Annotated in this window: 13 protein-coding genes; 5 read left to right on the forward strand and 8 right to left on the reverse strand. The window is 56.4% G+C overall.

Going from position 1 to position 14,989, the window contains the following annotated elements; translation table 11 throughout:
- Positions 1-144: 144 nt before the first annotated feature.
- From IAE55_RS21685 to IAE55_RS21695, 3 genes are all read right to left on the reverse strand, one after another.
- Positions 145-3,792 (reverse strand): DUF6359 domain-containing protein, encoded by a 3,648-nt coding sequence (locus IAE55_RS21685; protein WP_200633869.1) that lies wholly within the window; start codon positions 3,790-3,792, stop codon positions 145-147.
- 274 nt (positions 3,793-4,066) lie between these two features.
- Positions 4,067-4,615 carry an AAA family ATPase gene (locus IAE55_RS21690; RefSeq protein ID WP_200633870.1) on the reverse strand — a complete coding sequence of 183 codons (549 nt, stop codon included), beginning with the start codon at positions 4,613-4,615 and terminating at the stop codon, positions 4,067-4,069.
- Positions 4,616-4,685: 70 nt separating this feature from the next.
- Positions 4,686-6,716, reverse strand: a complete 2,031-nt coding sequence (locus IAE55_RS21695; RefSeq protein WP_234489754.1) for a bifunctional 2',3'-cyclic-nucleotide 2'-phosphodiesterase/3'-nucleotidase — start codon at positions 6,714-6,716, stop codon at positions 4,686-4,688.
- A gap of 307 nt (positions 6,717-7,023) precedes the next feature.
- On the opposite strand from IAE55_RS21695, the gene IAE55_RS21700 reads away from it, so the two are divergent.
- The 5 genes from IAE55_RS21700 (at position 7,024) to IAE55_RS21720 (ending at position 10,988) form a co-directional block, all read left to right on the forward strand.
- Entirely contained in the window at positions 7,024-8,001 is a 978-nt protein-coding gene (locus tag IAE55_RS21700) for a phosphate/phosphite/phosphonate ABC transporter substrate-binding protein (RefSeq protein WP_076173590.1), read from the forward strand.
- A gap of 115 nt (positions 8,002-8,116) precedes the next feature.
- Entirely contained in the window at positions 8,117-8,887 is a 771-nt protein-coding gene (gene phnC / locus IAE55_RS21705) for a phosphonate ABC transporter ATP-binding protein (RefSeq protein ID WP_200633871.1), read from the forward strand.
- 47 nt (positions 8,888-8,934) lie between these two features.
- The gene (gene phnE / locus IAE55_RS21710; protein ID WP_234489755.1) at positions 8,935-9,699 is read left to right on the forward strand and encodes a phosphonate ABC transporter, permease protein PhnE; all 765 of its coding nucleotides are present in this window, start codon (positions 8,935-8,937) and stop codon (positions 9,697-9,699) included.
- Entirely contained in the window at positions 9,696-10,523 is an 828-nt protein-coding gene (gene phnE / locus IAE55_RS21715; protein ID WP_116234022.1) for a phosphonate ABC transporter, permease protein PhnE, read from the forward strand. Before phnE (IAE55_RS21710) ends, phnE (IAE55_RS21715) begins: the two co-directional genes overlap by 4 nt.
- Before the next feature lie 195 nt (positions 10,524-10,718).
- Positions 10,719-10,988 (forward strand): hypothetical protein, encoded by a 270-nt coding sequence (locus IAE55_RS21720; RefSeq protein ID WP_089548543.1) that lies wholly within the window; start codon positions 10,719-10,721, stop codon positions 10,986-10,988.
- A gap of 143 nt (positions 10,989-11,131) precedes the next feature.
- Here IAE55_RS21720 and speD read toward each other — a convergent pair whose 3' ends face one another.
- The 5 genes from speD to IAE55_RS21745 all read right to left on the reverse strand — a co-directional run bounded on the left by speD (position 11,132) and on the right by IAE55_RS21745 (position 14,864).
- Positions 11,132-11,938: an adenosylmethionine decarboxylase gene (speD, locus tag IAE55_RS21725; RefSeq protein WP_105444997.1), complete on the reverse strand. Its 807-nt coding sequence runs from the start codon at positions 11,936-11,938 to the stop codon at positions 11,132-11,134.
- A 173-nt stretch (positions 11,939-12,111) separates the two neighbouring features.
- Positions 12,112-12,879 (reverse strand): ABC transporter permease, encoded by a 768-nt coding sequence (locus IAE55_RS21730; RefSeq protein WP_105444996.1) that lies wholly within the window; start codon positions 12,877-12,879, stop codon positions 12,112-12,114.
- Positions 12,880-13,641 (reverse strand): ABC transporter ATP-binding protein, encoded by a 762-nt coding sequence (locus tag IAE55_RS21735; protein ID WP_200633872.1) that lies wholly within the window; start codon positions 13,639-13,641, stop codon positions 12,880-12,882.
- A 15-nt stretch (positions 13,642-13,656) separates the two neighbouring features.
- On the reverse strand, positions 13,657-14,520 hold the full coding sequence (locus IAE55_RS21740; protein WP_200633873.1) for a pentapeptide repeat-containing protein: 864 nt from the start codon (positions 14,518-14,520) through the stop codon (positions 13,657-13,659).
- Positions 14,521-14,534: 14 nt separating this feature from the next.
- The gene (locus IAE55_RS21745; protein ID WP_200633874.1) at positions 14,535-14,864 is read right to left on the reverse strand and encodes a PadR family transcriptional regulator; all 330 of its coding nucleotides are present in this window, start codon (positions 14,862-14,864) and stop codon (positions 14,535-14,537) included.
- Positions 14,865-14,989 lie beyond the last annotated feature (125 nt).

Below are 14,989 nucleotides of genomic sequence, written 5' to 3' on the forward strand. Positions count from 1 at the left end.
TCTAAGCAGTCGATTTCTAATGTTCCATACGACCATATCCATGGATGATATCCATCCCTAAACGGTCCCAATCCCCACATGAATCATGCGAGACATGGTACTGCGTATGAGCCGGGCTTGAGGACCATCCGGTTCTCTATCCCATTACTTCGCGTACCAGCTGCCAATGATCATCTGCGCTACCGCAGCCAGCGAACGGATCGAAATTTCGCCTTCGCTGAACAGGTCCGCCGAAGCAACGCGGCTCCAGTTCGGGTCCGTCGACTGAATGCCGTAGTACTTGGCGAGGATGGACAAATCCTGCACCGTAATCTGCACCGCACCAGGTACCAGCGTGATCAGCTTTTTCTGGAAGGTGGTTACGGCACCGCCGAGTGCAGCCGCAGCCGAATCCACCTGGTTTTGCGTCGCGGTAGAGCTGCCTTTGACCGCGTTCGCCGCCTGGATGGCCGACAGCAGCTCGGCCTTGGCCGCAGCCGGATATTGGCCGACTTTATCACCGGCGACCGCCCGGTCATAGACGCTCTGCGCGGAAGCAATCGCCGAAGAGAGGGCCGTCTTGTCCGCCGGAACCGAAGGAACCGGGATGACGGCGTTCTTGAACGTGCTGACCGCCGCTTTCAGAGCGGTCAGCGCATCGTCGATCGCCTTCTGCGTGGCGGCGGCATCGTCCGCCACGCGCTTGGCGTCGCTGATCGACGACAGCAGCGCGGTCTTCGCCGATGCCGGGTACTGCCCCGGCTCGGTTCCCGTAACGGCCTGATCCGCCAGCTTCTGCGCTTCGCCGATGGCGGCAAACAGCGCCGCCCGGTCAGCCGTGGCGATCTGGATCTGCAGCGCAGCGGAGTCCGTGTTCGCCGGGCTCGAATTGCCGTCCGCCGAAATGTTAAAGGCGGATACCGACACGGCTGCGCTTCCGGAGACGCCGGCTTTCAGCGTGCCGCGGAGCTTCAGCAGCTCCCCGTCTTCCGAGACGGCGTTCTCCTGGCCGGTGCTGGCCATAATGATGCGGATCTCGCCTGATTCCGGCTTCACCCCGGTCGCCAGCACGCCAAAGCCGGTACGCAAAGAGCTTACCGCGCCTTCGGCCAGGGCCAGCGTACCGTCCGTATTTGCCACGGTCGCAAATTCCTGCTTGGCCGGATCGTACTTGACGATCAGGTCTAGCGCCGTAAAGGCGAATAACGGCTTGGTCATGCCTACGCCCAAGTCAACCTGCGCTCCCGCAGAAGCCGCTGCCGGACCGGTCAGCACGGCGGAGTTTGGCCCCTGCGTCCCTGCCGCTTCAACCGTGATGCTGACCTGGAGCGTATCGCTGCCACCCTTTCCGTCCTGAACCTGGAAGGAAGCCGTGTAGCTGCCTTCCGCAGCCGGCGTCCACGTGAATTTTCCGGAAGCCGCATCAAAGGCCGCTCCCTCCGGCAGGGACACCGCCTCATAACTTAACACGTCTCCGTCCTCATCGTTGGCGTACACCGAGAACGTCACTTGCTGCCCGGATTTCACGGTCTGGGCAGGCACGTCGGCAAACGCCGGAGCGTGATTGTCTCCGGCAGCCCCAGCCGGACGGATGTCGCTTTCTTTCAGAAGCTTCAACTGGTAGGCGCCTTTAAAGATCGAAGAGATCCCGGTAATATCGACGGCCGTTCCTGCCGGATAGGCCTGCTTCAGCGCATCTGCACTGATGCCCGTCCGGCTGTCGACACGGACACGGTTCGTCGTGCCGCCGCTGCCGAGATCGAATTCCAGGGAGCCCGTAACGGTGGTGTAGTTTTGCACCGCCGCGTTTTTGATCGTGATCAGCTGCCCCTGATTGCTGTCATTGGCCGCGGCCGCAGCCTGCGGAACCGGAGCCGGAATATCGGCCTGGGCGTCCAGCTTGGCCACCTGGACCTCATTGGCCAGCTCGACCTCGGTGTTATAGGTCAGCTTTTGAGCGGTCAGCTTGACCTTATCCCCGACATGGTAGCCTGTCGCTTTGCTCGGGTACACATAGACACCGCCGGTGCCGTCCTGCATGTAAAATCCCGAGCCGCCGAAAATCCCGGGCTCCGACGTGACAACGCCCTGCACCGTAACGTAATCGTTGTCCGCCGCTTTACGCGCTTCCGCGATGGTCGTCAAATCGGGAATGGTAACGACCGGCGGCGTACCGCCGGCTCCATAGGAACCGGCTTTGTACGTCGTCGGATCATACCATTTGTACCCTGCGGCCGGTGTCGTCCACGGCTCGGTTCCTGGAATTTCGGCCGACGTGGCCGGTTCTTCCAGCTTGCCGAGCAGCGGCGTCGGCTCATCAAGCGTAATGCCCTGATTTTCAAATGTTGCGTAATCTTCATGAACCGCCAGCCATTTTACCGTCTGGACGAGGAAGACAGCATCCTGGGCTTCTCCCTTGAAGCCGTCATAAGTCGTTTTCTTGCCGCCGTTGTCCTCGCGGACGTATCCCGGCGTTGGGTCCTCTACCGGCGAAGAGTCGCCGATGAATGCAGCCTTTCCTTTTTCCAGCTTGGAAATGGCAGCGAACGGTCCTTCGGCGATGCCGCCATTTTTATAGACGCCACCGTTCGGGAAGTTCGCCTTGTCGCTGTTTTCTACGGCATTGCCCCAGCCCGGCACATTTTCCGGGAGGTAGACAACGCCCTTGACCCGGGTCGGATCCAGAATCGTCAGCGTGGAGCCGCTGTGCATCTCCACATCATTAACGCCTGCAGTAATACCGAAAGACTGATCATATTTCACCGCGTCGGTTTTGGTAACGTCGCCGACCGAATTGAAGCGGAAGCGCACACCGAAGTTCTGGCCGAGCCAGTCCGTGCTGGTCACGTCCTGCATCGCGCCCGATGCCGCTTCGGCGGTGGACATGCCCTTGGTCGGATTACCAAATGCTCCGCGCCGGTAGCCGTTCATCACTTCCGAGGAATCCCAGCGGTTCAGGTTTCGGTCGGAATTGTAGTGGTCGGAGATGAAAAATATACTGCCGCCTTCCTTGACATACGCCAGCATGGCGGCCTGCTCGGACGCCTTAAACGGAATGTTGGCTTCGCCGATAATGAAGACGTCGTATTGCTTCAGCTTGCTCAGCGTAATCGCCGGCGTGTCAAAAGCGTGCAAGTCCATCGGCAGCGTTCTTTGCAGCGCAGCCACTTGGAAGCCCGCATCCCTCAGCCCGTCGGCAAAGTCCGAAAATGCGCCGTCAATGACCCAGTCTGAAGCTCCGGCCGTCTGACCGTGCGTTTCGTCGAACAGCACCTTTTTCCCCGTGCCGTCCGGCAGCGTCGTCGGAACGCCGATATTTTCGCTGCCCGGATCCGCCGGGTTCGGCGTGCCTCCGCCGGGATTTTCTCCGGACTCCCCGTCCAGGGACATCGCTGTCGGGCTTTTGATTCCAGCCATGCCGCTGTACGCGGCCAATTGCCCGGTAACGGTCAGTTTTTTCCCTACGTTGGCGGGGTTCGTCTTCAGACCGTACTGGGAGCGGTAGGAAGCCGAGATCTGGACATCGATCATTTTGCTCTGTGTCTTCTCCCCGGCTGTATCGGCAATCAATACGTTAAAATCGTCCTGAAAGCCCGAATAAATCGGTTTGGAATTGTACATCTCACCGACGATGTAGCCTTCAACGGTCGCTGTTTCTCCGCTGTTGTTTTTGGCAAGAGCTTCGGCCACCGTGAGCGGAACCGCAGCCGCAGCCTGTGCGGGCATGTATCCCAAGGCGGCGGACAGCAGCAGCAGCCATGCCAGAAATAGACCTGTGAGCTTTTTCCTACGGACGAAATACGGGTTGTCCATCTTGCGAACTCCTCCTTTACATTCCGGCAATTATGATTGCGGCTTCCTCAGGTTAACATCCCTTTATTATGGCTTATTGCGGATTATGTAAAATATGGGACAGCGTGCAAATGCACCGTGGTTGTTAAGGAAACCCTTCCCTACCTTGGATTTTATATGAGGGAGCGGAAGGGCGGGCAGTGCCGCAGTCCTCATTTTGGCGCAAAAAAAGAGAGACCTTTAGGCTTATGCCTGGGACTCTCCCCTCAACAGCGATGTCATACCCTGCCGTTATTTAACGAATCTTGGCTTCTGCTATGCCGGACATGATCTTGTCCACCGTCTCCCCCGGCGACAAGCTGGAGGAATCCAGCCACAAACCGAGCCGGGGCGTTTCATCATGCAGCACGCGGTTTAAGGCGTCCACCGTCCAGGCCCCGTAACCCTTTTTGGACCGCTGCGCTTCCCTCTGCTCGACCGCCTCGGGAGTGGGACACAGCACCACCAAATATACCGGGCGGCTCTGCAGGAAGGACAAAAAATCTTCCAGCACCCGGCCGACGATAACGTCCTGCACCACGACCGTAAACCCTGACCCGGCGTACGTATCCGCCGCCTGCGCGGCAAGCCGGTAGCGAAGCAGCAGCTGGCCCAGCTCCTCTTCGGAAGCGTCCGGCTCGACCTCCTTCCGGTCGTTCACGATCATTCTCCGGAACAGGTCGCCGCGAAGATGCACGGACTTGTCCGTCCGCTCGGCGAGCAGCTGCGCTACCGTCGATTTGCCGCTTGCCATAATGCCGGTAATTACGATAACGGCAGGCTGCTGAATGGAATGAGCTGCCATGTACGATTCCCTCCTTGAATGCCGGTTATCCTATCATTATATATTTGGCATTTTCGGATCGTCAGGGGATTTATCCCTTTAAACCAATCTTTCCCAGATACCGGGCCTCCGTCTCCCGCTCCGGCGATTGCCGCCCCAGATCCAGGCTGAAAATGCCGAAGCCTTGATCGTTCTGCCGCCCGGTATATCGGATGTGCGGATAATCTCCGGCATATTTCACCGCGTCAGGCGATGTCGTAAATGTGACGTTCACAGGGCCTCCCACCGGCGTGATGCGCCAGTTCGGCTCCGCCTCAGCCGGAATTTCGCCGCATGCCGTAATGTAGTCAATCAGCACCTGCCGGCATTCATCCTCGGAATCGATGACCAGCTCCATCTCTCGGATCCCGGGGAAATTGCCGCCGCCAAAGACCCGGTAGTTGCTCGAAATCACGATAAACTCCTGATCCGGATCCAGGGGAGCCCCTTCGAAACACAGATGAACGATCCTGCTGGCATCCGGGTCGTTCAGGCTCCCATCCAGCTTATATTTGGCCGGCTGCGTTACGTCGACCTCGTACGTGATGCCGCTGATCACGTCGAAATTAAACACGGAAAACTGCGGGTTCAGCAGCGGCTGTTCCTCCGAGGACAGCGGATCGATGCGATTGTACGCTCCCGCGGTCATTTCCAGCCACTCCTTGACGGCCCGGCCGGAAATCCGCACCCCTTTAATCGTGTTGTCATACAAATACAGCTCCGTCGCGCTCTTGATCGCAATCGGCCCGGCCGGAATATCCGCATATTCCTTGGGACCGTTGCGCCCCGCTTTAAACGGCGAGCCCACGGACAATACCGGCAGCTGCTTCAGCTCCGGCATGGAAGCTGCAATCATCCGCCGGGCGTACCACGTCTGGGCATGGTTGACGAGCTGAACGGAGGCGTCATCCTGCACCAAGGAAAAATAGCTGTGCAGCGGGGCATGAATGGTACCGATCGGCTCATTGGCATAGGCAACGGTCGCCTCATGGTCCTGCCGGAGGAGCTCGGCGATTTCTGCGTCTCGAAGCGGCGTGTCGCGTGCCGCATCCTCCTCCTTTTCCAAACGGCGGACCGAGGACGTCCCCTGCACCACCTGCCATCTCCCCTGTCGAAATTGAAGCGACAGGTCGATCACGCCCAAATGCCCCGCGCCGAACCCGGCCTGTACGGCCGGAATGCCGTGAATCGTCCCCTTTTCCGGATTGATGTCCGGAAGGAGTTCACCGCTCTCATCCTTAAAGGAAGCATCCAGCAGATGCTTATCCGCAGGAAACACATGATGCGTATGGGAAAAGGCCAGCGCATCAATGCCAGGCACCAAACTGAGCGGATACACCGCGTTCTCGGCATTGCCGTCCGTCAGCGCCACCTTGCCGTCGAAGCCCGTATGAGCCAGCGCCACGACCAGATCCGCGCCTTCCTCCTTCATCTTTGGAACCCATTCCAGCGCCGACAGCAGGATGTCCTTCACCTTCACCCGACCTTCAAGGTTCGCCTGGTCCCAGTCCATGATTTGCGGCGGCACGAAGCCGATGAGCCCGATCCGGATATCATGGGCCTGCCCGGCATCGTCCAGGCATCTTTTATCCAAAATGACATACGGCTTATACCTGTTCCGGCCGCATTCCTCAGGCTCAAGGCCCAGGCCTTCATCGAAATATACGTTGGCGTTGACATACGGAAAATCCGCTCCGGCAATGACGTCGTCCAGCATGTCGAGTCCATAGTTGAATTCATGGTTGCCCAAAGTTGCTGCGTCATAACCTATCGCATTCATGACCCGGATTGCGGGGTGAACGTACGGCCCGTTCCCTTGCTTCATGGCGGCATATTTTTTAGCGGCATACGTTCCGAGCGGGGTCCCCTGGATCAGGTCTCCGTTATCCACGAGCAGCGTGTTCGGCACCTCATTCCTCGCGCTTGCAATCAAGGCGGCTGTCCGGACCAGACCGATGGAGGCGTCCGGTTGATCCCGGTAATAATCGTAATCCATCAGGCAGGCATGCACGTCCGTCGTCGACAGAATCCGCAGGTTGACCGTTTTATTGTTATCGGGAATCATCCCGTTCACTATTCTCATTGATGTCTCCTCTCCTCCCGACCGGCTTGAAACAAGCCGGCACTTCCTGTTTTCCAGTATAACGGAAAAACATTAATTCCACGTAAACGCCCTTTCGGACCTGTTTCTACTTATTGGAAGTAGACCTTTCGCCTTAGAAAAACGCCGGACCCTCCGTTCCGAAGTACTAAATTTTTACATTCGTTTACAAAAGACATCTTCTCCGTTAACCCTTGTCCCCCGGAACGTGTGATAAGCTCTTTCCTGTCAGACGGGGTTAAACCCGCTGCTGGCCAAATAGATGAATCAAGTGGAGAGGGGATCATCCATGTTTAAAAAAGTATTATCCATCAGCATGACCTTGGCCCTGGCTGCCGGTTTAGCGGCATGCGGGTCTAAAACCAGCGGCAGCGACTCGGGCAGCACGGCCGCCTCATCGGCCTCGGGTACGGCGGAAGCGGCTGCTACGGCTTATGTGCCCAAAGAACTGAACGTGCAGTTCGTTCCATCCCAAAACGCCGACACCCTGGAAGCCAAAACGAAGCCGCTGGAAAAGCTCCTCGGCGATCGTCTCGGCATTCCGGTTCATGTCACGGTTTCCCCAGACTATAACACGATCGTGGAAGCGATGGCTTCCAAGCAGGTGGACGTCGGCTTCCTGCCGCCGAACGCATACGTACTGGCCCACGACAAAAAGAAAGCCGCTGACCTGCTGCTTCAGGCGCAGCGCTACGGCATTAAAGACGATACCGGCGAAGACACCACCGAAAAGGTCGATTTCTACAAAGCGATGATCGTTGTGAAAAAGGATTCGCCGATCCAAAGCCTCCAGGACTTGAAGGGCAAAAAGATCGGATGGCAGGACGTCACTTCCTCCGCCGGCTATGTGTTTCCTGCGGCTGAGCTGAAGAAGGAAGGCATCGATCCGGACAAAGACGTTCAAGGCGTGACGATCAAAGGGCATGATGCCGCCATTATGGCGCTCCTGAACGGTCAGGTTGATGCCGTCGCCGTATTCCAGGATGCGCGCAACACGGTGAAAAAGGACGTTCCGGACGTCTTCGAAAAGACCCGCGTCCTTCACTATACGGCCAAAATCCCGAACGATACGGTCAGCGTGCGCAACGACATGGACCAAAGCTGGAGAGACAAAATCAGCCAGGCGTTCATCGACATTACAAACGATGCGGAAGGCGCACAAATCATCAAAGACATTTACACGCATGTCGGCTATGCCAAAGGCGATGACAAAAACTTCGATCCGGTTCGCGAATACGCCGAAGCCGTCGGGCAGGAAATCAAGTAAATTCAAGCATTTCATTTCAATGTAGATACAATGAACCGGGCAGCACCGTCCAATGGCTTCATGGCGGTGTTGTTTTCCCGTTTTATCTGAAAATACGACAGAAAGTTGGAATCTCATGATTGAATTCGATCACGTCTCCAAAGTGTACCCCAACGGAACAGTAGGGCTTCGCGACATCAATCTGACCATCAAGGAAGGAGAGCTTGTCGTCATCGTCGGCCTGTCCGGCGCCGGCAAGTCCACCTTTTTGCGCAGCATTAACCGGCTGAACGAAATTTCCTCCGGGGAAATCCGTGTCGGCGGACAGTCCGTCACCCGCGCTGCCGGCCGTCAGCTTCGGCTGATCCGCCGCGACATCGGCATGGTATTCCAGAACTTCAACCTGATCAAGCGCCAGAACGTGCTCAGCAACGTGTTGTCCGGTCGGGTCGGCTACCATTCGACGCTGCGGACGATGCTGGGCTGGTTTCCGAAGCCGGACGTCGCCATCGCGCTCGAGGCCCTGAACCGCGTCAACATCCGTGAAAAAGCCTACGTCCGCGCCGACCAGCTGTCCGGCGGCCAGCAGCAGCGCGTCTCGATCGCCCGCGCGCTTGCGCAGGAGGCCCGGGTCATTCTCGCGGACGAGCCCGTCGCCTCGCTGGACCCGCTCACCACCCGCCAAGTCATGGACGACCTGAAGCGGATCAATCGCGAGATGAACATTACGACCGTGATCAACCTTCATTTTATCGACCTGGCCCGGGAGTATGCGACTCGGATTATCGGGCTGCGCGCCGGCGAGGTCGTTTTTGACGGCACCCCCGAGGAGGCAACGGACGAGGCGTTGGCCGAAATTTATGGGCGGCCGGTCCTCAAGGACGAGCTGCTGGGAGGCGTGTCATGAAGGCGGCGCCTCAGGCGGAGCCGCTGCAGCCGGCCTCGCTGCCCGGGATGGCGCCGCCGCCGAAATACAAGCGGTACGCGGGGTGGATCGTCCTGCTCGCGATCCTCATCGCCTGCTCGATCCGCACCGAGGTCACCCCTTATCAGCTCATCACCGGCCTGCCGCAGATGGGCGGCCTCCTGGCGGAAATGTTTCCGCCGGATTGGAGCTATCTGCCCACCATATGGGCCCCGATGATGGAAACCGTGCAGATCGCCGTGCTCGGCACCTCCCTCGGCGGGCTGCTGGCGATTCCGGTGGCGCTGCTGTCCGCGTCCAACCTGCGCGTCAGCCGCTTCGTCTCGCTGCCGGTACGGATGGTGCTGAACCTCATCCGCACCATTCCGGACCTGCTGTTCGCGGCCATATTCGTCGCCGTGTTCGGCATCGGCCCGTTTGCAGGGATGCTGGCGCTCGTCTTTTTCTCCTTCGGCATCATCGCCAAGCTGACGTTCGAGGCCATCGAAGCGATCGACCCGGGGCCGCTGGAGGCAATGTCGGCCGTCGGCGGAAACCGGCTGCAGATCATCCGGTATGCCGTCATCCCGCAGGCACTGCCCTATTTTATGTCGTACCTGCTGTATACGTTTGAAGTGAACGTGCGCGCAGCCGCCGTGCTCGGACTTGTCGGTGCGGGCGGTATCGGCCTCCTGCTCGACCGCTCCCTCGGCTTGTTCCGGTACGACCGCGCCTGCATCATCATCCTGCTGACCCTCGTCATCGTTCTGATCATCGATTACGGCAGCGCGCTGATTCGGAGGAGATTATTATGAACCGTAACACATCTTTGCCGCCGTCCGGCACGCCGGTGTCAGCCGGCTCGGCACTTCGCTCACGCATCCGTTTCGGACTGGTCACGCTGGTGGTGATTGCCGTCTACTGGTGGTCCATACAGGGGATGCACTTTGAAGGGATTCAAGGGACGGCGGGCACTGTCTCCAAGTCCATCCTGACCGGCTTCCTGCATCCGGACTGGTCTTTTGTGTACATTCCGGACGGAGAGGATCTGCTGCGGGGTCTGCTCGATACACTCGTCATCTCCGTCCTCGGCACCGTCGTCGCTGCCGTCGTCTGCATTCCTTTCGCTTTCTGGGCTTCCAGCAATATGAGCCGCGGTCTCGCGCTGTCCGGCAGCGGCAAGCTGGTTCTGAGCGTCATCCGGGTGTTCCCGGAAATCATCGTGGCGATTCTGTTCATTAAAGCCGTCGGTCCCGGCTCCTTTGCCGGCGTTCTGGCCCTGGGCATCCATTCCGTGGGCATGCTGGGCAAGCTCTATTCGGAGACGATCGAGAGCATCGACCGCGGGCCGCAGGAAGCCCTGATCGCGTCCGGTGCAAACCGGCTGCAGGTGCTTCGGTATGCGGTGCTGCCGCAGGTCATCCCGCAGTTCCTTTCCTACTCGCTGTACCGGTTCGAGATCAACATCCGCTCCGCCACGACCCTCGGTCTGGTCGGTGCCGGAGGCATCGGCACCCCGCTGATTTTCGCGCTGCAGGTGCGCAACTGGAACCGGGTGGGCATCATTTTGCTGGGGATCATCGTCCTGGTCATCCTGACGGATCTCATTTCGGGATGGGTGCGGAGAAAAATCATCTAAACGGGGAGTAAATCCGGACCGTTCGGCCGCCATTTCTCGCAGTTATGTTCGAACTTATAAAAAGACTGGATCCACGTGGCTTCCCCACAGATCCAGTCTTTTTTTACGATCCGGCTGAAGATGCTTTTCCACCCCCCCGTATGTTACAATAATGGAAATTAAATGTAATTTTAAACAAAAAAGGAGCTGACCCCCATGGACCCCAACCGAACCCGTTCCGCCAGTCCGCAAGGAAAGCCCGCAGTTCACGAAACGCAGCCCGCGAGCGAAACCGCTGCGACCCTCGACCATGAAAGTTATGTTGATGAGCAGCTCAGAAACATACAAACCATCGAAGGCGGCGGCCCGCCCAAAAAGGTCAATATGGACCAGCTCCCCGCCCCGATCCGGTACTTCGGCTACTTTTTTATGTCCGGCATCGCCCTGTTTGCGGTGATCTCCATCTTGATCAGCATTTTCAAATAACTGCCGCCAGCAAAATAAAAGGCCGTACCCCTTTGTGTGAGCACAGCGCCTTATTGCCAGTGTAGTTAGGCTTTTATTCTCTTTCATGACTTCATCGCCTTATCGAATTTAACTTCATCACTTCCGCACCAGGTTCATCTGCCTCACACCAAGTTTTTGCCGTAATAAATCTCGTCCATTTCCAGTGTAATCCGCTCCGTGATTTCTTCCTGCTCGCTCTCGCTCAGCGTATCCTTCGTATAGCCGAACAAGTAATTGTCCAGGTCAAATTCCCGCAGCTTGCATTTCGTATGAAAGATATGCTCCTGATACACGTTCACGTCGATCATGTCGTACATATCCTTCACCTTATCCGGGATATAGTTCTGGATCGAATTGATATCGTGGTCGATGAACAGCTTATGGCCGCTAATATCGCGCGTAAATCCCCGAACCCGGTAGTCGATGGTCATAATATCCGTGTCAAAAGAATGAATGAGATAGTTCAGCGCCTTCAGCGGCGAAATCTCCCCGCAGGTCGATACGTCGATATCGGCCCGGAAGGTGCTGATGCCCTCGTCCGGATGGAACTCCGGATACGTATGAACCGTAATATGGCTTTTATCCAAGGCCATGACGACTGAGTCCGGCAGCGGTCCGGGCGATTCGGAATAGGATTCCTGCGGAACCTCCACCACTGGCCCTTCGGAGACGAGAATCGTCACGCTCGCCCCCTGCGGCACGTAATCCTGTTTGGCTATATTCAGCACGTGAGCCCCGATAATATCCGACACCGTCTTCAGAATCGTCGTCAGACGCTCCGCATTATACTGCTCATCGATGTATTCCAGGTAAGCCTCGCGCTCTTCTTTGGTCCGTGTAAAGCAGATATCGTACATATTAAAGCTGAGCGACTTCGTCAGGTTGTTAAACCCATGCAGCTTCACGTGCTGCTCCGGTATTTCCTTCATTGCACATTCACCCCGCTGTCTTCATGTCCACTGCCTAATATTCCCTGATCATGGTGCATTATCCGTCTAGAACGGCAGCTTTTGTTTATTTACACTTTTTACCCCAAATGGGGCAGGGACAAACAATGCAGGATGGTAGGCAGCAGCTTGAGATAAGCGGGGATTTACGGATATTACACCCGTTTCTTATACGCCCTCATCGCAAAAACATATGCCACGAGCATGATTCCGACGCACCATGCAAGAGCGATCCAGATATCATTGCCCACTGGTTGACCTGACAGCAGCGAACGGATCGCTTCCACGATCGAGGTCACCGGCTGGTTGTCGGCAAAGGCGCGAACGACCCGGGGCATCGAATCGGTCGGCACAAACGCGGAGCTGATGAACGGCAGGAAGATAATCGGATAGGAAAAGGCGCTTGCGCCATCCACGGATTTGGCGGACAACCCGGCAATCGCCGCGACCCACGTTAACGCCAGTGTAAACAGCATCAGTATGCCGGCTACGGCAAGCCATGGCAGCAGCCCTGCTGACGAACGAAAGCCCATTAAGAGCGCAACAAGTATGATAACGACCACCGATATGGCATTGGATACCAGCGAACTGATCACATGTCCCCACAGCATGGTGGAACGGGCAATCGGCATGGAGTGGAACCGTTCGAATATACCCCGCTGCACATCGATAAACAGGCGGTACGCCGTATAAGAAATTCCGCTTGCAATGGCAATCAGCAAAATGCCTGGCAGCAAATAATTTACATAGTTATCCGTGCCGGTTTGAATGGCGCCTCCGAATACATAAACGAACAGCAGCATAAATGCGATCGGCATGATCGTGACCGTGATAATGGTGTCCCAGCTGCGGAATATATGGCGCATGGAACGTCCGAGCATCACACCCATATCGCTAAAGTAATGCTTCTTTACCGCTTCCATTTACTTTTCCTCCTTTTTGCCAACGATGGCAAGAAATACTTCTTCCAATGAAGGCTGTTTTTCAACGTACTCTACCTTTGCAGGCGGGAACAGCTTTTTCAGCTCCGCGAGCGTGCCGCCCGCGATAATCTTGCCCTCATGCAGAATGGCGATTCGATCGGCAAGCTGTTCGGCTTCCTCCAGATACTGCGTGGTCAGGAATACGGTCGTGCCGCCGTCAGCAAGCTCCTTGACGATCTTCCACACCTCGATGCGCGCCTCGGGATCAAGCCCAGTCGTCGGCTCGTCAAGGAAAATGATCTGCGGTTTTCCGATCAGGCTCATAGCGAGGTCGAGCCTGCGGCGCATACCTCCCGAATAAGTAGATACTCTCCGGTTCGCGGCATCCGTTAAGCCGAAGCGCGTAAGCAGATCGCGTGCGATCACACGCGGAGCTGCCAGATGCCGCAGCTTGGCGATCATGATGAGATTTTCCTGCCCGGTCAAATTCTCGTCCACGGCGGCAAACTGACCGGTCAAACTGATCGACTGCCGTACATGGTCCGGCTTTGAGGTGACATCGAATCCGTTGACGGCAGCGGTTCCGCCGTCAGGCTTAAGCAGCGTGGTAAGGATTTTTACGGTTGTCGTCTTACCCGCCCCGTTGGAGCCGAGCAGGGCGAAAATGCTTCCCTGATCCACCTCAAAATCCACACCTTTTAGAACTTGCTGCTGCTTGTAGGATTTTTGCAGTCCTTTGACTTGAATCGACTTGTTTGTCATATCTTCTCCTCCTTTTCAGATCACTGTAACTTTTGACAATTCGGCATCCATGCCCTTGAGTGCGGCAAAGGTCAACTTATCCATCGTCGCCCCGTCAAAGCAGATCGTTTTAATGGCGCGGTAATATTTCTTGGACAACAACGACCCTTGAAAAGACACATTTTTGAGCGTAGCGCCCTTGAACGAAACTTCTTTCAACCCGGCTCTGTCGAACTTGACGCCAATGAAGATTTGACCGTCGAAACGCTGCCCTGTCAGATCGGAAGATATGAAGTCCACCCCGTCGAATACACAATTCTCAAAGACGGTTTTTGTGAGAGCGGTCATCGTCAGGTTGACGTCGGTCAGGTGAACGCCTGTGAATGTGGCTCCGGCCAGCCACGACTTGCTGAAGTTCGTTCGTACAAGAGTGGATTGGTTAAAGCTTGCATTGGCAAGGTCCAGAGTGGTCAGGTTGCAGTCGGTCAGGTTTGCGCCGTCGAAACGGGCATCCTTCACATCGCTGCTCTTAAATGAACTGCCGGTCAAGTCCGCATTCGTGAAGTCGGAGCCTCGGAGCGTGCTTGATGTGAATTTCCCCTTATGTGCGGTAACGCCCGCAAAGTCGCTTTCGGCCAAGTTGCTCGCGCTGAGGTTGGTTAGCACCTGCCGCTCCAGCGAACGGGACAGGTTTGCCACCTCCAACACCGTTTGCTCAATGTCGCCGATGCTGTCGATGGTCATCTCCAAAGCCGTTTCGTCGTCCTTGCCCTCGGCTTTCAGCTCACGGAACCGGTCCTGCAGATCGGAGTGCAGGTCGGCCTTTAATTCGCTGACGCTTCTCACCCCTTCGTATGCAGCAAAAACCTCGTTCAGATAGTTCGTCAATTTCTCGTTCATCCCATCATCTCTCCTTATAATAAGTTTTCAAGCACGCGCTTGGCGTACTTCCAGTTGCGTTTATTGCGTTCATAAGTTGCCTTGCCCTTCTCGGTCATCCGAAAATACTTGCGCCGTCCGCCCTGCGTTTCACCGCCCCAATACCACTCGATATTACCGTCACCTTCAAGCCGCCGTACGCTGGAGTACATCGTGGCTTCCTTTAATTCATACTCACCGCCCGAACGCTCGACAATCAGCTTGACAATTTCATAACCGTAGCGGTCGGCTTCGGATAAGAGTCGTAAAATCATCGTGTCGGTATGGCCTCGCAGCAGGTCGGATGTGATTTTGTTGTCTTTCATGTAATCACCTCCATATCTGCATGATACGATATACTACTGTGACTGTCAAGGTAATTTGTTAATAAAAATACTTTGCCGAAAATACAGGTACTTGAAGAATAAGAAACGGCGTACATTCAGCAAAA

Source organism: Paenibacillus sp. S28 (assembly GCF_016624415.1).
Classification (GTDB): Bacteria; Bacillota; Bacilli; order Paenibacillales; family Paenibacillaceae; genus Paenibacillus_AQ; species Paenibacillus_AQ favisporus.